We start from the raw sequence: 21,364 nt of genomic DNA, 5'->3' as shown, positions 1-21,364 counted from the left end.
TACATGAAGGTCATATTAGTCTAAAAAGCTGACAAATAAGGTTAATTTTAAAGAGAATTAGTTCTAATGGTATATGTATATTTAGGTATTTTAGTCTATAATCAATACATATATTTACAATTTAAAGTAATTTAGTGTTTATTAAGGAGCTGACTGAACCAGATATGAGCAGTATTTCCGCAACAAGACAGAAGCAACTTGATTACATGGGATTAACCGCAGGGGATCTAAAACTGCTTGCCGATCATCGGCCTGTTTTTAAAAAAGTCGTTAATGAAGTGGTGGATCATTTCTACAATCATGTGGGGAATTATCCTGAATTGGTAGATCTGATCGCTCGATTCTCTACCATTGATCGTCTAAAAGAAACACAGAAGATGTACTGGTTATCAATGACGGATGGAATCGTGGACGACGCATATATTGAGCAACGGATTGCGATTGGACTTGTGCATTCACGGATTGGTCTGTCTGAAGATTATTATCTGGGTACCTATATGGTCTACCTGGATATTGCAACGAGCATATTCCAACAGGTTATCCCTGATTCCTGGCATCTTGTCATTCAAGCGCTCAGCAAAATGTTTAATCTGGATTCACAGCTTGTCCTGGAAGCCTATGAGAAGAAAGAAAAAGAAAAGTTACATCAGCTTGCCGATGACCAACAACATACATTACAGGCAATTACGCAGATTACCCAAGAGCTTACAGGCATGATTAGTGAATTAAATGAAAGTGCAATGGCTATATCGAATGTTGCCAAAGAAACAGCGGCTTCTCAGGATCAGGCTCAGGTTATGCTTACCGAATTAACAGGAGAGATCCAGCAGATCGGAAAAATGGGTGAACTCATTCGCGAGATATCGGATCAGAGTCATCTTGTCGGCCTGAATGCAGCGATTGAAGCTGCTCATGCAGGAGAGTTTGGACGTGGCTTCGAAGTAGTTGCCAGTGAGGTGCGCAAGCTTGCAGCCAGTTCCCGGGATGCACAGGGTAAGATTCAGTCTAATCTGGAGAAGATCATGAAGAAACTGAGCAGTGTGCAGCAGGAGTCGGATCATACGTCTCGCGGAGCACGTAGCCAAGCTTCACGCTCGGCTGAACTCGCTGTATTTGCAACAACAATGGAGAAACTGTCTCTGGATTTGAAGAATCTGGAACAGCAGGAATAGAGCTTAAAAGCATTAGGAACCTTCCATACCGTTTCAGGCTGTTTTAAGCTATAATGGGTAGACAAACCTGCCGATGTTATAGAAAATGCAGCCGGAGACAGGGGATTCGAAAGAGGTTGAGGTGATCAGATGGCTTCTATCCATGATGTAGCCAAGGAAGCGGGAGTATCTGTTGCAACCGTTTCCAAAGTGATAAACGATTATCCTGATGTAAGTGAAAAAACACGCAAAAAAGTCAATATAGCCATCGAATTATTGAAATATCAACCCAATGTGGTCGCACGTGGACTTGTCAAACGCCGTTCATGGACGGTGGGAGTACTGTTAACAGTTCCGTTTACGAACCCTTTTGTGTCGGAGTTGCTGGAAGGGATCAAGACAGCGCTGGAGAACAGTGGATATGACCTGGTCCGGTTGTCTACTCGATTCGATGATCCGGCGTACTCGTTCATCAAACATTGCCGCAGTCGTAATGTGGATGGCGTAGTGGTATTCGGGGAAGGCAGAGAAAACGCGAGTATTCAGGAACTGGTGGATGCAGAGATTCCAACGATGTTTGTTGATACGGACATGTTGGGCAAACGTGCCGGTTACATTACTACGGATAACGCGAACGGGATCTCGATGGGTGTCAAACATCTGCATGAGCTTGGGCACCGCAAAATTGCCTATATCTCAGGGACACTTGGACCTGCTGTAGCCAATCTGCGATTGGAAGGATATCGGGAAGGGCTGCGAGAATGCGGCATCCCGTATTCTACGGTATATCTGGAGATCTGCGATTATTCCTTCGACGGGGGAAGCAAGGCTGCCCGACGATTGCTGGCACTTCAGGATCAACCAACGGGAATTGTCTGTGCATCAGACATGTCTGCCTTTGGTGCGATTCATGAAATTGAAAAGCATGGACTGAGTGTACCAGAAGATATCTCGGTTGTCGGGTTCGATAACACGTATTATGCTGAGGTATTCAAACCGGGGTTGACCACGGTGAATCAGAATATCTATTCCATTGGCATTAAGTCCATCGAATATCTGATTGCCATGATTGAGAATCCATCTTATTCTCCCCCTGTGGTGACGGAACCTTCCAATCTGGTCATCCGTCAGACGACAGCACCTTTAAAAGCTTAAAAACGTAAATAGTAAAGATGTTTACACGAAGCACAGCTAATAAGCTGTGCTTTTTGTCGTCCTTTATCTCATTTGGAAACATATGGATTAGGGAGTGGTACAAGTCCTATAGTTTAACGGGTAAACAAAGTTTACTGGCAATCGTATAATGAAAGTGCTTACAATTTTCTGTCCATTTGCATCTATCCATCCTGTATAACGATCTTGTAAAGGGCTGGCACATGGCAGAGCAAAGGTTATTCTTCACAAACAACGAACCAAGGAGGAGATCGGATGCATTTGAGAAAATGGTGGAGCTTGTGCTTGTCGGCTGTATTGATCTTCAGTTTGTTCCCAAGTGTGGGAACCGGAGGGGCACGTGCTTCGGCAGCGGACGTTAAGACTGGCGATGATGAAGTACTGTTCAAGGCTGATTTTGAAGATGGTGTGTTGGGACAATGGCGTCCACGTGCAAGTGAAAAGCTTGATATCGTAACGCAAGTAGGTCATGACAGTACACGCAGCCTGAGAACCTCTTCACGTACCGAAACGTTCCATGGACCCTTAGTTGAAGTGCTGGATCATGTACAGAAGGGTAGCACAGTTCATATTTCATTTTGGGCCATGTACGATGAAGGGCCGGACAGTCAGGTCCTTAACGGTGCACTCGAGAAAGAATACAATAAGGACGCTTCGAGTCTTGAATATGCTACCTTTGCCTCCGCTACCTTGAACAAAGGACAGTGGAAAAAAGTCGAGGCCGATGTGGTGATTCCCGAAGAAAATAGTGGCATCACCGGATTCCGCATGTATGTGGAGACACCATGGAAGACGTCAGAGGAAGTGACGCCGGCAGATACGATTTCATTTTACGTGGATGATGTTCTGATTACGGCTGCTCAGAAAATTGAAATTGAGAAGGATATTCCGAATCTGGTCGATATCGTGGGACAAAATTACGCAATGGGAGCTGCCATCAACCAGTCTGCACTAGACGCGGAAAACCAGCATTCCCAGTTGTTGACGAAACACTTTAATAGTATTACAGCGGACAATTTTATGAAAATGGATGCGATGCAGCCCAAGGAAGGAGAGTTTGTCTGGTCAGAGACAGATCGCCTGGTGAAGTTTGCCGAAGCAAATGACATGGAAATCAGAGGTCATACGCTGTTATGGCATAGTCAGGTGCCGAATTGGTTCTTTACAGATCCGAATGATGCATCGAAACCTGCCACGCGGGAACAGTTGCTTGCACGGATGAAAACCCATATTCAAACCATCGTGACCCGGTACAAAGGAAAGGTTCATACATGGGATGTCGTCAATGAAGTCATCTCAGACGGAGGCGGCTTGCGGAATGAGGCCAGTAATTCCAAGTGGAGAGATATTATTGGGGATGTAGATGGCGACGGAGATGACAGTGATTACATTGAGCTGGCTTTCCGTTATGCACGTGAGGCTGACCCCGATGCTGTACTGGTGATTAATGACTATGGAATGGAGGGCAATGGAAACAAGGTGAATGATATGGTGAAGCTTGTAGAGAAGCTGCTTGCCAAAGGAACACCGATTGATGCGGTTGGATTCCAGATGCATGTATCCATGTACGGACCGGATGTAAAGCTCATTCGTGAGGCTTTTGAGAAAGTGATCGCTCTTGGTGTAAATGTACAGGTTACAGAGCTGGACGTTTCGATCTATTCAAGTAATTCCGAGTTGGAGATGCCTGTAACAGATGAATTAATGCTGCAACAAGCCTATCGTTATCGTGAGCTATTCGACCTGTTCGACGAATTGGGAAAACGCGGCGTAATGGACAGTGTTACAGTATGGGGACTTGCGGATGATGGTACATGGCTTGACAATCATCCAGTCAAAGGACGCAAAGATGCACCATTGTTATTTGATCGTAAATTAAAAGCAAAGCCGGCATTTTGGGCACTGGTGGACCCTACGACTCTTCCGATCTATCGCAATGAATGGACAGCATTGAAGGCCAGCCCTTCTTTCCCGAATCACAAAGGACAGGAAGATATTCTTTGGGGTGCTGTGAAAGGACTCGAAATTAATCATCTGGCAGATGGTACATCTGCGGTTACGGGTGAGGCTCGTATGATGTGGGATGCCAAAAAGGTCAATTTACGAGTGGAAGTGAAGGATACCACACGTCGCAAAGGGGATCAGGTGCAGGTTTTCCTCGCGGAAGAAGTCAAGGGGACAGGCGCTGCAACTTCTGAAGCTGATCTGTCTGCCAAGAAGAAAAATCCGCCGTCTGCAAATGGTCAATATACATTTAAACGGGATGGCGGTAAAGGCAAAGATAAAAATACTTACAACGTACAGGAGACAAAAACCGGGTATGTTGTATACGCATCACTGCCTATGTCAGCTGCTTTACTTACCGAAGGCCAGGTCTTGTCTCTGGATTTTCGGATTACGGATGAATATGCTGCTGGAAAGACAGCGACCATTGTTTGGAATGATATTTCCAATCAACAGCCGGACAAACCAGCCAACCGGGGCAAACTGAAGCTCGGTTCTGTTTTGAAACAAACCAAGGTCACTTATGGCAAACCTGTCATTGATGCAAAAAAGGATAACGTCTGGAAAAAGGCTGCATCTGTTAAAACGGATGTCTGGGTAGTCGGAAACGCCGGTGCAACGGCGACTGCACAGCTGTTATGGGATGAGAAATACCTGTACGTATTGGCAGATGTGAAAGATCCTTTGCGAAGCAAATTAAGTTCTAATGCACATGAGCAGGATTCAATCGAGATTTTTATCGACCCGAGCAAAGATCAGACAACATTCTATCAGGAGGATGACGCCCAGTACCGGGTCAATTTTGATAATGAGGCTTCTTTTGGTGGAAATGCACGGAAAGAAAGTTTCAAATCAGCTACTCGATTAACAAGCGGAGGGTATACAGTTGAAGTGGCAATCCCACTAGACAGCGTTCGTGCTGAAGGGCAAAGATGGATTGGGTTTGACCTTCAAGTTAATGATGATGGCGCTGGGGATGGCAAGCGAAGCAGTGTGTCCATCTGGAGTGATTCATCAGGTAATTCTTATCAAGATACTTCCGGCTTTGGCAGTCTGTTACTGACTCGTAAATAGAATATTTAGTTGTGAATTAGAATATAAGAATGTTAGCTATTCAACATTGTATATCTGGAAATAAGTGTTGATTTTAAAGGCTGGGACGTTTAGACTATATACATTCATATAAACGGGTTCCAATGTATGACAACGGCTTCAACTAAGTCTGTTGTCACGAGTCAAATGATGCGGAGGGAGTGCCTGTCATCCAGACAGCGCACTCGCTTCTTTTTTACATTTTTGCATACATACAAGGCATTTCCCGGTTGAAAGGACAGAGTGAGTGGAGCACCTACATGGCACGTACAACTTAGAACTTGTTATTTTATCCTATATTATTGCATCGTTAGCTTCATACGCTGCCCTTGACCTTGCAGGCCGTGTAAGTCAGGCTAACGGGATGGCGAGGAATGTATGGCTTACCTGCGGTGCAGTATCGATGGGGCTAGGAATCTGGTCCATGCATTTCGTAGGTATGCTGGCTTTTGTTCTGCCTACGCAAGTCTCCTATTCCACCGGTAAGGTTGTTTTATCTGTTCTACTTGCTATTGTCGCATCGGGGGTGGCCTTGAACATTGCGGGTAGACAATCGGGCAGGATAAGCAAGCTCATGATTGCTGGAGTACTGATGACGGCAGGGATCAGCTCGATGCATTATGTGGGAATGGCAGCGATGTCAATTCCGGTTACGTATGAACCAGGCAGAGTGGTGTTATCTATTCTGATTGCAGCGCTTGCTTCATTTGCGGCATTGTGGCTCATGTTTTTCTTCCGTTATCATCAATCAAGACATACTTGGGTTTACAAGATGGGCAGCGGTCTCATTATGGGTATTGGAATCTCTGGCATGCATTATACCGGGATGTCAGCGGCACATTTCCATCATTCACATGGCTCGATGGTAAGTTCAGGTATGCAGATTGAGCCAGGTATTCTCGCCTACTTGATCGCATCGGGCACATTTATTGCTTTGGGTTTGACGTTGTTTGGCATATTTATCAATCAGCGAATGTCACAGAAAGATCGACGGATTCATGAGAATGAGCAATGGTATCAGGCCCTGTATCATAACCATTCGGATGCTATTATTTCAGTGAACAAGGAAGGTATTGTTAAAGGGATTAATGCTGCTGTAACAACAATCACTGGATATCCTGAAAAAGAGGTCATGGATCGTTCCATTGATGAGATCGCTCAGCAAATCGATATAGAGTGGATAAGTGAATTTGATTCCATCGATTGGGATGATCATGGGCTGGAGCAGGCGCACTACATGGCCAAAATGAGAGATGTGCAGGGTGAACTTCTGGACCTTAGTATTGTTGTAGTTCCTGTTGTCATTGATGGCAGACATGTGGGAAGTCACATTTTGATCAAAGACGTAACGGAGGAGAAACAGGCTCAGGAGAAGATTCGTCACCAAGCTTTGCATGATCCGTTGACGGGGCTGCCCAATCGGCGCAAGTTGGATGATGTGCTGGCTTGTACGATTAACGATTCAGCAGAAAAAGGGAACTCTTTTGCCGTTATGGTGATGGATATAGATCGTTTCAAGATGATTAATGACTCGCTGGGACATTCCATTGGAGATGTATTTCTAAGAGAAGTGAGCAACCGGATCATGAAAGCCATAGAAGCTTCTGATCCCTTGGCTATGGAGAATGTCATGCTGGCCCGGATGGGCGGGGACGAGTTCACACTCGTTGTGACCCAGGATCAAGCGACAGAAGTAAGAGTGGCAGAACTTGCAAAACAGATTGTTGAAGCCATTCAGTTACCTTATCGACTGAAGGAGAATGACTTTTACGTAACCGCCAGCATTGGAATTGCGATGTATCCGGATCATGGAGTGGGTGTGGATGCTTTGCTGAAACATGCGGACTCCGCCATGTATGAAGTGAAGAAAAACGGCAAAAATGGTTTCCAATTCTACACGGCCCAACTGGATTCGGAACTATATGAACGTATTGAGCTGGAGGGTTATCTTCGTAAAGCGTTGGAACGCGATGAGATGGTCCTGTACTATCAACCACAGATTCGTACCGAGGATAGCCGCATGATTGGTGTGGAGGCTCTTATACGTTGGAACCATCCACTCAAAGGTCTGCTCGCACCCAATGTGTTTATCCCGCTTGCAGAAGAGACAGGCATGATCTATGAGATTGGCAATTGGACGCTGCGGGAAGCATGCAGGCAGATGAAACTCTGGCATGCCAGTGGCGGACCACTCATTCCGGTATCGGTTAACTTGTCCAGCCAGCAGTTCCACCAATCCAACTTGGTAGAACAGGTCAAGAATGCACTCTTGGAGACAGGGCTGGATGCTCGATATCTGGAACTGGAAATAACAGAGAGCATGATGATGGATGCAGCCGTATCCACGGCGATTCTTAATGAACTGACAGCCCTGGGTGTGAAGATCAGCCTGGATGATTTCGGTACGGGATACAGCTCACTCAGTTATCTGAAGCATTTCCCGATTCACAAGCTCAAGATTGATCGTTCGTTTGTGACGGACATTACAGAGAGTCACAGCGATCAAGCCATTGTGGCGACCATTATATCGATGGCACAGAATCTCAAGATGGAAGTCATTGCTGAAGGCATTGAGACGAAAGGCCAACTGGATATTCTGATGCAGAATGATTGCCGCGAGATTCAGGGATATTATTTCAGTCGGCCACTGCCGGCAAGTGAAGTGGAGCATGATTTTTTTGTGCCGCTGCGATTGCAGGGTAATAGTACACCACCGGCACCATCCTAATTTTATGTATGCCAAGCGGCAAGTTCCCGTGTATGTCGGGAACTTGCCGCTTTTTATGTCTTATCTTTTATTAATCATTAATCTCACTCATGATAAGAGCATTTATCTTTTCGTTTCCAATAATGATAATCGAAAACCTTACATAAACTTGCGGTGGTGCTTCTTGCCATCATACGTAAACCAGATCGGTTTATCCTCGACACGTGTCTCCACATGTACCGTACGTCCCCAGAGGCGATACAGATAAGGCAGAGTGCGTTCCATATATTTCAAATCCAGCTCGATGCCTTCATATTGATGTTTCAGCACGAGTTCCCCTGTCCGCAGATAATCAGCATCTTGCACGACCAAGTAAGGGGAGCCCCCGTTGACACGTGAAAATACGAGCTGATCCCGTATGTTCTCCCAGGACTTGTCGGTGATTTTCCAGTCCGGGCCTTTTTTCTCAAATACGTAGAGGTCCAGATCCTCGGTTAATTGCTTGGTCATGTAATTGCGGATAAAGGAGGTATCGGAATCGAATTCACGCACCTCGAACATTTTGGCACGACCTTGCCCTGGTTTGCGGCCCCAACGTTCCTGTTCTTCACGGGTTGGGTTATCCCAGCGCCGTTCAATATCCTCAAAGATCTTCAGTCCCAAATAATATGGATTCAGACTTTGTTTGGATGGCTGCACCACGGAGGAGTTGAGCTTCGCAAATTCGATCGTATCCTCACTGTTCAGATCGAGCTCACGGATAATGCGTTGATGCCAGTAGGATGCCCAGCCTTCGTTCATGATTTTGGTTTCCATCTGTGGCCAGAAATATAACATCTCCTCACGCATCATACTCATGATATCCCGTTGCCAGTCGGTCAACACTTCGGAGAATTCCTGAATAAACCACATGACATCCTTCTCCGGTTCAGGCGGAAAGTGATGGACTTGAATACCTTCGACGGGTGCTTCTTCGGTCTGCACGTCATCAAGTGACCACAGATCATCATAGCGGCCTTCCGGCCGTGGTTTTTTCTCACCGCGCTGCTCCCGCATTTTCATCTCCATGTAACGTTGTTTGTCCAAATGGCGGGGTTTAATCAGCTGTGGGTCCACATGTTCCTGAATTGCGATCACGGCATCGATAAATGCTTCAACCGCTTCCGTTCCGTATTCCATCTCATAATTGCTGATCCGATCCGCCGTAGCAGCCATGCTTTCGACCATATTACGGTTGGATTTGGAGAAGCGGGCATTGTTTTTGAAAAAATCGCAGTGTGCCAATACGTGGGCTACGATCAATTTGTTCTGAATCAGGGAATTGCCATCCAGCAGGAAGGCATAACAAGGGTTGGAGTTGATGACAAGCTCATAAATTTTGCTGAGTCCAAAATCGTATTGCATTTTCATCTTATGAAATGTTTTGCCAAAGCTCCAGTGGCTGAATCTGGTCGGCATGCCGTAGGCTCCAAATGTATAAATAATATCCGATGGGCAGATTTCGTACCGCATGGGGTAATAGTCCAGACCAAAACCATTGGCAATCTCCATAATCTCGGCAATAGCGTATTCTAGGTCGCGGATCTCATCTGTCATCTAACGCTGCCTCCTTCCCGTTTCTGGAAAAAGCTGCGCAAAGCTTTGTACACTTCGCCTTTTTCTTTGATCACATAATACATGAACTGATCCATCTTGATATGACGATAAGCCGACATCAGTGTGCTACTGCGGTTGTACTGATTCACTTCGCCGTATCCAAACATATTGCTACGCTTCATTAACTCACCGATCAGCTTCACACACCGTTCGTTATCCGAGGTCAGATTATCCCCGTCAGAGAAGTGAAAAGGGTAGATGTTGTAGCTTGAAGGTGGATAACGACTGTCAATAATATCCAGTGCCTTCATATATACAGAGGAGCAGATGGTGCCTCCGCTCTCGCCACGGGTAAAGAACTCTTCTTCGGTTACTTCCTTGGCTTCCGTATGATGGGCGAGGAAAACAATCTCAACTTTCTCATACTGACGGCGTAGAAAACGGGTCATCCAGAAGAAAAAGCTGCGCGCGCAGTATTTCTCAAACGAACCCATGGACCCGGATGTATCCATCATGGCAATAATAACGGCATTGGATTGTGGAATGATTTTGTCTTCCCATGTCTTGTAGCGCAGGTCATCCGGACTGATGTGATGGATGCCTGGCGTACCAGTCGTTGCATTGCGACGCAGATTCTCCAGAATGGTACGTTTCTTGTCAATATTGGACTGCATGCCTTTTTTGCGAATATCGTTGAAAACTACCGTATGTGTCTCAATCAGGTCTTTATCTTTCTGCTTCAGATCGGGTAATTCCAGCTCAGCGAAGAGCATATCTTCCAATTCCTCAATACTCACTTCGGCTTCCACAATATCATGACCAGGCTGATCACCAGCTTTTTCACCTTTGCCGGGTTTCTGCGAAGCAGAGGGATCCCGACCGATGACGTCTCCGACCTGACTGTCACCGTCTCCTTGACCGACATGTTTTTGCTTCTGGTAGTTATACACAAAACGGTACTCATCCAGACTGCGGATTGGTACCTTGATGATTTGTTTTCCATCAGACATGATGATGTTTTCTTCCGTAATCAGATCAGGCAGATTCTGCTTGATGACATCTTTCACCTTTTGCTGATGGCGCTGTTGGTCCTGGTACCCTTTGCGGTGAAGCGACCAATCTTCCTTCGACACAACGAACGAGTAAGGCTGGTGTGAATTTGACATGTAGGCACCCCCCATTGATTACGCGGCACAGTTTGGCCTGTCGGTAATTAAGTATATTCACGGGCGAGGACGATATGTGATGAGAGTGGATATAAAATGATACAATTACGCAAGTTCACCTCAGAGGTAAGGTGAGTCGTAAGAACAGAACTGCACCATATTTTACAGAAATAGTGAACAAGTGTGATATCCTTCCTTTACAATAGGAGAAAGACATCGATCATTTAATAAATGCATGTAAAGGAAGGATTTATGTGAATAAAAAGGCGATCAAGGCTTGGATTATGTATGATTGGGCCAACTCGGCTTATGCAACAACTGTGCTGGCCGCAGTACTGCCTGTATTCTATGCATCGGTGGCTGCAGCAACGCTGGATACGGATACCGCCGCCTCCTACCTGGCCTATACACACTCCATTGGCATGTTGTGCGTAGCTCTGCTAACACCGTTGCTAGGCACGCTAGCTGATTTGTCAGGACGGAAGGGCGACTTCCTGCGTGTATTTGCAATTATAGGCGTCCTTGCTACATTGGGATTCAGCGCAATCGGTGAAGGGGACTGGTTCCTTGCTTCCGCGTTGCTGGTCATATCTACAATCGGTTTTGCGGGTGGTAACACCTTTTACGATGCAATGCTGCCGGATCTCGTACCCGTGGAACGAAGGGACATGATATCCTCCAAAGGTTATGCCTATGGTTATATTGGAGGAGGCTTGTTGCTTGCAGTGAACCTGCTGATGATTCAGCAACCGGGCTGGTTCGGGATGAGCAGTACACTGGCAGGCACAAGACTTGCTTTTATCTCCGTCTCGTTGTGGTGGTTGCTGTTCTCGATACCGATCTTCCGCCATGCTCCGAGACGGCCTGCATCACCGGATCTGCCCGGAACGTGGACAGGGTACGTTGCGGTGGGCGTGCGCAGACTGCGGCAAACCTTTCGTCAGATGCGGCGTTTTCCCCAGTTAATCCGCATGTTGGTGGCTTTCTGGTTTTTTAATGACGGCATTAATACCATCATTCTAATGGCTACGATCTATGGGACAAGTATAGGCATAGGCACAGCCGACCTGATGCTCGCGCTACTGTTAACCCAGTTCATCGGGTTCCCGTGTACATTGTTACTGGGAGCATGGGCACAGCGTTGGGGAGCAAAGCAGGTATTAATCGTTAGCTTATCGGTCTATATATGTATTGTGATTCTCGGTTATTTCATGACACAAGCGATCCACTTCTATGTGCTCGCCGGGCTGGTTGGTGTCGTGCAGGGTGTGAGTCAATCCACAGCGCGTTCCCTGTTTAGCAATCTGATGCCAGCAGGCAGAACAGGAGAGTATTTTGGTTTTGTGAATATTACAGGCAAATTCTCTTCGATCTTTGGTCCATTTGTGTTTGGTTATGTTGGGCAGATCACTGGTTCCACACGTTGGGGTATTCTGTCGCTCATCTTCTTTTTCGTCGCGGGCATTGCTGTATTGTTAACCGTGAAGGTACAGAAGGGGATGCAGGATGCTACACGGGCAGATCAGGAAGAAGAGCGAAATGGGAGCGTTGGAGCTACTGGGAAAAGTTCAGATGTAAGATTTACCTGATGGTTGTTCATCCGTTTTCATATTAAGTTTCTCAACGGATTACGTATGGCTTCAGGCATTGTTCCTCACAGAACATGTCTGGAGCTTATTCGCGTTTGTGCAATCAGAACATAATTGATCCATGAATAAGTGCTTAAATGACAGACAGCAGAATACAGTGAAAGAGTATCAATTTATGAAAAGGTGAAAATAAAAGATTGACATGATACATTTTGTATCATAGAGTAAAACTATAAATACATATTGTATCCGAGAGTTGTCGAATGTAATCATGTGTTTTGCTTCATTCCCGGGTGAACTTCCGACGGAATATTGCAAAATGCTGACCTATAGCGTGCATATTACTCGTTTTGCCAAACACAAAGGTAGAGTCTGGTCTATCCCAGCTACACATTTATACTAATGAACAGAGGAGAGGCTGCCATTGATCGATGCTCAAGGTAACGGACTTGTTTTCTTACTATGTGTTCCCCGCAGTGGTAGTTCCTTATCCACCGTAATGCTGCAAAATCATAGTCGTATATTTGCCACCCAGGAAATGTGGTTTCTGATGAATCTTGTCGATTTACCCAAGGCTGATTCACGTGCTTACGGTGGCAGCTCCATCATGCGCCAGTTCTACAATGCCATGGTATCTGAGGATGTCTTCGAAAAGGCGTGCAGAAGTTTTGCTCTTGAAATCTACAATGGATTCCTGGAGGGGAGCGGAGCAGACTTCATCGTTGATAAATCTCCACGGTACTATTACATGCTGGAATGGCTGGATCGTCTGTTCCCTCAGTCCAAGCGTATTCATCTCCAGCGTAATCCTCTGGCCGTAGCTGCATCATTCAAAAAGGTAAACCGCCACACAGGAGAAGGATTCGACCTGATTCATAGTCTGCAGAGCCCCAAATTAAATATGAAATCCGTAGATCTCACACTTGGGATGCTCCGCTTGAATGATTATTTTGCCAAACCCCACTCCAATGCGTATGAATTGCAATATGAACGATTGGTTTCCAATCCTCAGGAAGAACTTGAGAAACTATGCGCGTTTCTGGGAATTCGATATGAACAGGGAATGGAGCAATATGGACAGTTTCTGGACAGTGCCAAGTCTGACATGTTCTACAGTATGGGCGTGGGTGATCCTTTCCTCTCTTCGCATCAAGAGGCACATCAGGGTTCTGTTAACAACTGGAAAAACATATTAGAACCACAGGAAGTTGAACTGTATTGCCGTGTGATGGGGGCAGATCTGTTCCACCAGATGGGATACAGTGAACAGCTCGCAGAAGCCGAACAATGGACGGGTGTACATTATGATGCAAGTCCGGATCAGGAGGTCATTGACCGAATCACGCATCAGTTGACAGCAGCGACCGGTTGCCAGTGGCAACCACAATACCGAATGCAACCGGCAGATTCTGTCGTTCATGATCCGGTTGGGAATCTTAATGACCCAGTTGTCGAAGAACCGGAAAAGACAGACCCGACGCTAGCTGCACTGGTAACGATCAGACAGCTGCAAGCCGCATTACGTGCAGCAGATCATCGTCTGGAACGGGGTTACAGTGAGCGAGAACGCTTGAAAGTCCAGCTGGCTTCTGCTCAAAGCAAAATACAGCGTATCAAATCATGGGTACCATTTGGTCATCAGATCAGCGCATGGGCTTCACAGCGCAAGATTCTACGGGGAGGCAAGTCATGAGCGCCATAGCAGGAATTGTTCACAACGATGGTCAGCAGGCGCTATGGGAAGACAGCTGGCGTCTGTACGCAAGCCTGGGGCATGTCCCTGCGGATACAACAGGAGTATGGAAAGGCAATGAGGCGTTCCTCAGCTGTCATGCCCAATGGATTACACCGGAATCGGTTAGCGAGAAGTTGCCTTTATATGATGAGGAAAGTGGTCTGACCATCACGGCAGATGCCATTCTGGATAACCGGGAACAACTGGCAGATCAATTACAAATATCTAGAGCTGAACTGGCTATGTTGGCGGATAGTGAATTGATCTTGCGTGCCTATCAGCGCTGGGGAGACGATGTAGCCGTCCGATTGCTGGGGGATTTTGTATTCGCGATATGGGATGAGCGGAATCGAAAACTGTATGCAGCGAGAGACATTACAGGCATGAGAGCTTTTTATTACCGACATGATGGTTCACGTTTTGCTTTCTGCACACTGATGAATCCGTTGCTCGGGCTTGAAGGGGTACATAAAGAACTTGATGAGACCTGGCTGTCCGAATTCCTTGCCATTCCTGACATGCATGATTCAGCAGATATCAATTCAACTGTATATCGGGGAATAAGCCAGCTGCCTTCTGCACATACACTTGTCTTCCGGGATGGGAGACTGGAGCTGAAGCAATATCATCGCTGGAATGAAGTGGAACCTCTAAGGCTTAAATCCGATGGCGAGTATGTAGAAGCGTTTCGGGAGGTCTTTGGGCAGGCGGTTGGATCACGATTGCGAACGCACAGACAGGTGGCTGCTGCATTAAGTGGCGGACTGGACTCGGGAGCCGTGGTTGGTTTTGCTTCCGGAACACTGAGAAGTCAGGGCAAACGGCTGCAGGCCTATAGTTATGTTCCCGTACCCGATTTCACAGATTATACGTCGAAAACGTTGCTCGCAGACGAACGGCCCTTCATACGTTCCACGATTAATCATGTCGGCAATATCACAGAGAACTACCTCGATTTTGAAGGCAGAAGTCCACTCAGTGAAGTAGATACCTGGCTCGACATTATGGAAATGCCCTATAAATACTTTGAAAATTCATTCTGGATTCGCGGATTCTATGAAAAAGCGAGCCAGCAAGATGCAGGCATCCTGCTCACAGGGGCACGTGGTAATTTCACCATCTCCTGGGGACCGGCTCTGGATTATTACGCCAGTCTACTGAAAAGTGGCCGCTGGTACCGCTGGTTCCGTGAGATGCAGCAGTATAGTGAACGAACGGGCATGCCTTTCTCACGTATAGCCAAGATCACCGGGAAAAAGGCATATCCGGATTGGTTCAAGGCTCAGTCCAAAGGAGCCAGCCAGGCCGCATCCGTACAATTGATCCATCCTGACTTTGCGCAGAGAACGGGTGTACTGGAAAGACTCAAATCCATTATTGTTCTGCAGGGCGGTGCCCAGGCTGATGCACTCAAAGTACGTGCCGAGAAATTTAATAACCTGGCCATCGCCAACAAAAACGGTGCTGTAGCTACGAAATGTTCTCTGCGTTACCGCGCTTGGGAACGTGATCCGACAAGTGATGCCAGAGTCATCCGGTTCTGTCTGTCCGTTCCGATTGAACAATATGTGAAACAAGGGACGGATCGTTCATTGATTCGCCGGGCTACTTCACCGGAATTGCCTGACAAGGTCAGACTGAATCAGCGGGTACGGGGTGTGCAGCCTGCAGATTGGTTACATCGCATCATTCCGAATTGGGATGCTTTTACCGCCGAGTTACGTGCTTTGTGTTCTGACAGCAAGGTCGCTGGCATATTAAACACGGAGCGTATCAAGTCTGCCCTGGCCAATTTCCCGAGTCCAAGACCTGAACTTGCTTCGCATCCAGATCTGCGATTGATGATGCATAGTCTGATTGTCTATCGGTTCATTCGGAAATTCTGATATAGCCCGGTGAACTGTGGGCCCGGATTTTTCTTACATTTGACTCATGATAGGAGGTGAATACGATGCAAAGGGAAAAAAAGGAATGGCAAGAACCAGCACTGGAAATATTGGAAGTCAACCAAACAATGGCGGGCACAGGTTACAAACATATCGACTGGGTTACGGTTCACGATGCGGATCTCTACGGAACTAGTTAGAAAGCTTTACCATATGCCATCATACTTAGAAGTGCGAAAAGGAGGTGAATACGATGCAAATGGAAAAAAAGGAATGGCAAGCACCAGCTCTTGAAGTGTTGGAAGTCAATCAAACAATGGCCGGTACTGGCTACAGACAAATTGACTGGATCACGGTTCACGATGCGGATCTGTACGATCCAACTTCCTAAGTTGTTTAGTTTTATGAAGTGTCATCATACTTAAAGGGCGGAAATGCAACAAATCCAGCTTTTCGCCTCCGCCCTTATATTGAGCAACATGAATATAAGGGCTTTTTTTTACATTTTATTACGAAGGAGGCGTCGTTCATTGTTGCCTGTGCATTATGTGGCGTATGGTCTGCGCTGGTCGAGTCAAATTCGAATGCCTGAACTACAGATCGCACCCAAGGATGCAGAGACTGATTTTGATGTCGTGGATGTGCACATCGAGTCTTCAGATCTGACCCTATTGTGGGAGGGTTGGGATGTAGGCAACGACAACTTTGTGGCACGAGAGGGCAGTCTTTTTTTCAAAATCGAAGATACAGGTCTGTTTCTAATGGAACAAGGAAAGCGCATTGTTGTATCCCCTCAGCCAGGAGCGGATGAGAAGAAGGTCAGATTATTCATCCTGGGCACCTGTATGGCGGTCATTATGATGCAGCGTAGCATCCTTCCATTGCATGGCAGTGCAGTGGTTATTGATGGCTGGGCTTACGCATTTGTCGGACATTCGGGAGCAGGCAAATCGACACTGTCGGCCGCACTGGCATCACGCGGATATCCACTTCTCACCGATGATGTTGTTGCACTGACCTGGGATGCCGGAGGAAGAGCTATTGTATCACCTGGTTACCCGCAACAGAAGTTATGGCAACCCAGTCTGGACGGCTTCGGCATGAAGGAACAGGATTATGCAACGGTTCACGCAGAGATTACAAAGTATGCGATACCTGTTCAGCACTATTTTCATGAGATGGCCGTACCACTAGGTGGAATATTTGAACTTGCTCCACAACCGGAGGCAAACCATACATCTGTTCAACTGGTGGAAGTGACGGGGCTGGAACGACTGCATCTGTTATGCTCGCATACGTTCCGTGGTGGACTCGTTGCAAGACAGGGACTGGCACAATGGTTGTTTGAGACGGCTTCAAGACTTTCAGCAAGTGTGGAGATTGGCAGATTGGTCAGAACGGGTGCTGAGTTTACAGCATTTGAGATGGTGAATCGGATCACAGATCATATACGTAAAGGAGTGCATACAGGACAATGACAGCGACTACGCCGATGAATGTGGAAGACCGGGTAACCCGGAAGGAAGGCAATCTGGTCAGTGATATGGGCAGTGAGAAAGTCATGATGAGCATTAGCTCTGGAAAATACTATAATCTCGGGAGTACCGGTGGACGAATCTGGGATCTGATCGCAGAAGAACGCACGCTGGGTGAAGTTGTTGAGGTACTTGCTGCGGAGTATGAGATTGAGCCAGATGTATGTCGTGAGCAGGTAGTACAATTCCTGGAACATCTGTCCCGTGAAGGTTTAATCGACGTTACTCGCGGAGTGTAGAATGATGTTGCGAAAAATAAAGGCTTATCTCTCGCTCCCGCGGTCGATGCGTCGACTGGTTTGGGAGGCCTATATCCTCCTTGGCTGGGCACGCATACAGAAGGCTATGCCATTCGCTAAAATCGCGCCAGGGCTGGGTACGCCTATGGTAGAAACACCGATGACAGGACTCGAACGCAGGGAGGTCATCACTATACGGAATATTTCCAAAGCAATTTCGCTCGCCAGCAAATATACGTTATGGGAAAGCCGCTGCCTTGTAATGGCGATTGCCGGGATGAAGATGCTTGAGCGACGCAAGATAGAGAGTACGTTATACATGGGGACTGCACGGAATAAGCAAGGACATATGATGGCTCATGCCTGGCTGCGAAGTGGTAAATTGATCGTGACCGGAGCTGATACTATGGACCAATATACGGTTGTCGGTGTGTTTGGCAAACGGTGTCCGGAGAAGGGATCTGGGGAGATTGTCTATGATACATGAAAGTGAACTCTATTCATCAGGGTTTCCGAAGGAGCTTAAGCTGATTTTGAGCATGATTAGAGGTGATCTGACGGCTCTATCCCCTGAAGAACTCAAGGAGGGTTTGCAAGGAACCGATTGGCAGCTTTTTCTGCGGCTTGTCTATCATCACCGCTTATACTCTGTCCTTTATGTGAAAATGAAAGAATTAAGCTCTGCAATCATTCCTGCAGATGTTATGGAGAGTCTGAGACAACAATATACGGTCAATACGTTTCGCATGTTACATCTGACAGCTGAGATGGAGCAGGTGTGTGGAGCTTTTCGTGAATGTGGTATCCGCAATATTACACTAAAGGGGCCAGCGCTCGCCCATGATCTCTATGGCGATGTATCGATGCGAACCTCCAAAGACCTGGATATCCTGATTCCGTTTGATGATGTGGAAGCGGCTGAAGGCATTCTGGCTACCCTCGGATATATATCCAAGGAAGGGGAGCGGGCACCTACGGTGCGCAGCTGGAAATGGCGGGAACATCATATCTGTTACACCCATCCGGTCAAAAGGACTCAAGTGGAGATCCATTGGCGCTTGAACCCGGATTCGGGCAAAGAAACCGATTTTGAATTGCTGTGGAAACGCAGCCGGTTCAGTTCATACACACAGACACCTGTCCGTATGCTCGAACAAGAAGACCTATGGGCCTATCTCGTAACTCATGGTGCACGACACGGCTGGTTCAGACTGCGCTGGTTACTGGATATCGACCAGATGATCCGCAGCATGCCACTTGATGTGAAGAAATTAGAGAGACGTCTGAAAGCGGAGGGACGTTTATCCATTGGTTCACAGGCTCTTTATCTGGCCTCGGAGCTACTGAATACGCCGCTGGATGTAGAGTACAGGTCCTTGATGTCCTTGAGTGACCGTACAGGCAAGCGATTAGCCAACGAAGGCGCAAAGTTCATGAACGACATGCTGGAAAGTCCGGCTGATATGAAGTCTTATCAATCGTATTTGTTTAAACTTCGAAGTACAAAACAGAAATGGTTTTTCTTTATTGAACGTTTATATCCAAGTACATGGGATGTGGATCAACTGCCGCTTCCGCGTTCTTTGTTTTTTCTGTACTTTCCGTTACGTCCGTTTCTCTGGTTCTGGCGGCGAATTAAAAGGTATACGGTGACGGAAAGGGGTAAAGTATGATCTCGGAATTAAGGTATTTCATGCGAAAGTTGCATCATGTCACGGGGCCCATTTTATATTGGAATCTGCTAGGGATGATCTGTATCAGTCTCATGGAAGGGATCGGTATCTACATGCTTGTTCCGATGCTGAGTCTGATTGGCATATTTGAGATGGGCTCCACAGGCTTAAACATTCCCTGGCTTGGCGACGTGTTGAATCGTTTTTCTGAAAATAGCCAATTGTTACTCGTATTGTTCACCTTTGTGTTGATTGTCTCCGGACAGGCCTGGATGCAGCGTCTCCAGACGATCCGTAATACTCGAATCCAACAGCAATTTGTACGAACGCTGCGCATGGAAACCTATGGTGCTATTATTATGGCGCAATGGTCATTTTTTCTCCAAAAACGAAAATCCGATTTTAACCATATATTAACGACTGAACTTGCACGTGTGAGCCAGGGTACGAGCATTATGCTGCAAATGGCAGCCTCTCTGATCTTTACGGGCATTCAGATCGGTCTTGCTTTCTGGTTATCCGCCAAGCTGACGGCACTTGTGCTGGTCTGTGGATTGTTATTATTTTTTGTCTTGAGAAAATTCGTCAAGCGGGCCAAGCAGATCGGGGATCAGACCTCTGAATTCTCGCAAAGTTATTATAACGGCATTACCGAGCATTTCAACGGCATTAAGGATATTAAGAGTAACATGCTTGAGCGCTCACACATGAACTGGTTTGAGCGCATGTGCAGACAGATAGAACGCAATGTCATTCAGTTTAGCCAATTGAACAGTGGAACACAGCTGATTCACCGGATGTCCGCGGCAATCATTATTGCGGCATTCATCTATCTTTCTCTCCGTGTAATGACGGTGCCACCCGCAAGTCTGCTGCTCATCATCCTAATCTTTTCCCGCTTATGGCCAAGGTTTACGGCAATTCAGTCCAATCTGGAGTACATCAGCTCCATGCTGCCTGCATTTCGGGTAGTCAGAGAATTACAAGCGCAGACGGCGAAGAGTCGTGAGATTAGTGAAGAGATTGCTTCGGCAGGAGACGTTGGAACTGATGGGATTCAACCTATGGAACTGAAGGGATCTATCACCTGTGAGGATGTCTGCTATCGCTATGAGGGAAGTGATGCTTACTCATTGAGAAATGTGCAAGCTTCGATTCCAGCAAGGGGTATGACCGCAATTGTGGGGAAATCCGGAGCAGGCAAAAGCACGCTGATAGATCTGATTATGGGCCTTGTGAGGCCTGAAACTGGTCGTATTTTGATTGACGGTGTTCCTCTGTCAGAAGAACGATTATTGAGCTGGCGAAGTTCAATCGGATATGTCTCCCAAGATCCATTCCTGTTTCACACAAGTATTCGTGAGAATCTGCGTCTGGTTGATCCAAATGCAAGTGAAGAACAGATGTGGCAGGCTTTGCAATTTTCCTCCTCTGCAGCATTTGTACGGAAGTTGCCTCAGGGTCTGGATACGATTATTGGTGATCGGGGTATTCGTCTATCCGGGGGTGAACGTCAGCGATTGGTGCTTGCCCGGGCTATGCTGCGTAATCCTTCTGTATTGGTACTGGATGAAGCAACGAGTGCGCTGGACAGTGAGAATGAACAGTACATTCATGAGGCGCTGGAACGGTTAAAAGGACATGTGACCATTATCGTGATTGCACACCGATTGTCCACGATTCGGACGGCAGATCGTGTAATTGTACTTGATGAAGGTCGGGTGATTCAAGAGGGCGGGTACCAGCAGTTATCTACTGATCCGGTAGGGACGTTCAGCAAACTTTTGAACATGCAAGCGGGTGTTGTGGGGCAGTAAG

The 21,364-nt window shown here is 46.8% G+C and carries 16 protein-coding genes; 14 read left to right on the top strand and 2 right to left on the bottom strand.

The window, feature by feature from the left end; all coding sequences use genetic code 11:
- Window positions 1-164 precede the first annotated feature (164 nt).
- From MHI01_RS09440 to MHI01_RS09425, 4 genes are all read left to right on the top strand, one after another.
- Window positions 165-1,172: a globin-coupled sensor protein gene (locus MHI01_RS09440; protein ID WP_036669849.1), complete on the top strand. Its 1,008-nt coding sequence runs from the start codon at window positions 165-167 to the stop codon at window positions 1,170-1,172.
- A gap of 129 nt (window positions 1,173-1,301) precedes the next feature.
- Entirely contained in the window at window positions 1,302-2,306 is a 1,005-nt protein-coding gene (locus MHI01_RS09435) for a LacI family DNA-binding transcriptional regulator (protein ID WP_017689571.1), read from the top strand.
- A 273-nt stretch (window positions 2,307-2,579) separates the two neighbouring features.
- Window positions 2,580-5,402 (top strand): endo-1,4-beta-xylanase, encoded by a 2,823-nt coding sequence (locus MHI01_RS09430; protein ID WP_127544385.1) that lies wholly within the window; start codon window positions 2,580-2,582, stop codon window positions 5,400-5,402.
- A gap of 265 nt (window positions 5,403-5,667) precedes the next feature.
- Complete coding sequence (locus MHI01_RS09425; protein ID WP_340982986.1) at window positions 5,668-8,148, top strand: EAL domain-containing protein; 2,481 nt, start codon at window positions 5,668-5,670, stop codon at window positions 8,146-8,148.
- A 138-nt stretch (window positions 8,149-8,286) separates the two neighbouring features.
- On the opposite strand, the gene MHI01_RS09420 is transcribed toward MHI01_RS09425, so the two are convergent.
- Window positions 8,287-9,723, bottom strand: a complete 1,437-nt coding sequence (locus MHI01_RS09420) for a SpoVR family protein (RefSeq protein WP_340982985.1) — start codon at window positions 9,721-9,723, stop codon at window positions 8,287-8,289.
- Window positions 9,720-10,889: a sporulation protein YhbH gene (gene yhbH / locus MHI01_RS09415; RefSeq protein ID WP_036609998.1), complete on the bottom strand. Its 1,170-nt coding sequence runs from the start codon at window positions 10,887-10,889 to the stop codon at window positions 9,720-9,722. Before yhbH ends, MHI01_RS09420 begins: the two co-directional genes overlap by 4 nt.
- A 254-nt stretch (window positions 10,890-11,143) precedes the next feature.
- On the opposite strand from yhbH, the gene MHI01_RS09410 reads away from it, so the two are divergent.
- The 10 genes from MHI01_RS09410 to MHI01_RS09365 all read left to right on the top strand — a co-directional run bounded on the left by MHI01_RS09410 (window position 11,144) and on the right by MHI01_RS09365 (window position 21,363).
- Entirely contained in the window at window positions 11,144-12,478 is a 1,335-nt protein-coding gene (locus MHI01_RS09410; protein WP_315373285.1) for an MFS transporter, read from the top strand.
- Between the two features lie 424 nt (window positions 12,479-12,902).
- The gene (locus MHI01_RS09405; protein ID WP_340982984.1) at window positions 12,903-14,171 is read left to right on the top strand and encodes a sulfotransferase family protein; all 1,269 of its coding nucleotides are present in this window, start codon (window positions 12,903-12,905) and stop codon (window positions 14,169-14,171) included.
- On the top strand, window positions 14,168-16,099 hold the full coding sequence (locus MHI01_RS09400) for an asparagine synthase-related protein (RefSeq protein ID WP_036609989.1): 1,932 nt from the start codon (window positions 14,168-14,170) through the stop codon (window positions 16,097-16,099). Before MHI01_RS09405 ends, MHI01_RS09400 begins: the two co-directional genes overlap by 4 nt.
- Before the next feature lie 65 nt (window positions 16,100-16,164).
- Entirely contained in the window at window positions 16,165-16,299 is a 135-nt protein-coding gene (locus MHI01_RS09395; RefSeq protein ID WP_105598020.1) for a paeninodin family lasso peptide, read from the top strand.
- 53 nt (window positions 16,300-16,352) lie between these two features.
- On the top strand, window positions 16,353-16,490 hold the full coding sequence (locus MHI01_RS09390; protein WP_174806426.1) for a paeninodin family lasso peptide: 138 nt from the start codon (window positions 16,353-16,355) through the stop codon (window positions 16,488-16,490).
- 139 nt (window positions 16,491-16,629) lie between these two features.
- Window positions 16,630-17,577, top strand: coding sequence for an aldolase (locus MHI01_RS09385; protein WP_340982983.1), 948 nt, complete (start codon window positions 16,630-16,632; stop codon window positions 17,575-17,577).
- Window positions 17,574-17,873, top strand: coding sequence for a lasso peptide biosynthesis PqqD family chaperone (locus tag MHI01_RS09380; RefSeq protein ID WP_017689560.1), 300 nt, complete (start codon window positions 17,574-17,576; stop codon window positions 17,871-17,873). The genes MHI01_RS09385 and MHI01_RS09380 overlap by 4 nt, the downstream gene beginning before the upstream one ends.
- A gap of 4 nt (window positions 17,874-17,877) precedes the next feature.
- Window positions 17,878-18,360, top strand: a complete 483-nt coding sequence (locus MHI01_RS09375; RefSeq protein WP_076252729.1) for a lasso peptide biosynthesis B2 protein — start codon at window positions 17,878-17,880, stop codon at window positions 18,358-18,360.
- A 52-nt stretch (window positions 18,361-18,412) separates the two neighbouring features.
- Window positions 18,413-19,546, top strand: coding sequence for a nucleotidyltransferase domain-containing protein (locus tag MHI01_RS09370; RefSeq protein ID WP_340984840.1), 1,134 nt, complete (start codon window positions 18,413-18,415; stop codon window positions 19,544-19,546).
- Window positions 19,546-21,363, top strand: coding sequence for an ABC transporter ATP-binding protein (locus tag MHI01_RS09365; protein ID WP_179087903.1), 1,818 nt, complete (start codon window positions 19,546-19,548; stop codon window positions 21,361-21,363). The genes MHI01_RS09370 and MHI01_RS09365 overlap by 1 nt, the downstream gene beginning before the upstream one ends.
- Window position 21,364 lies beyond the last annotated feature (1 nt).

This window comes from Paenibacillus sp. FSL M7-0656 (assembly GCF_038003225.1).
GTDB lineage: Bacteria > Bacillota > Bacilli > Paenibacillales > Paenibacillaceae > Paenibacillus > Paenibacillus amylolyticus.
This window is presented reverse-complemented; position numbering and strand designations above follow the sequence as displayed.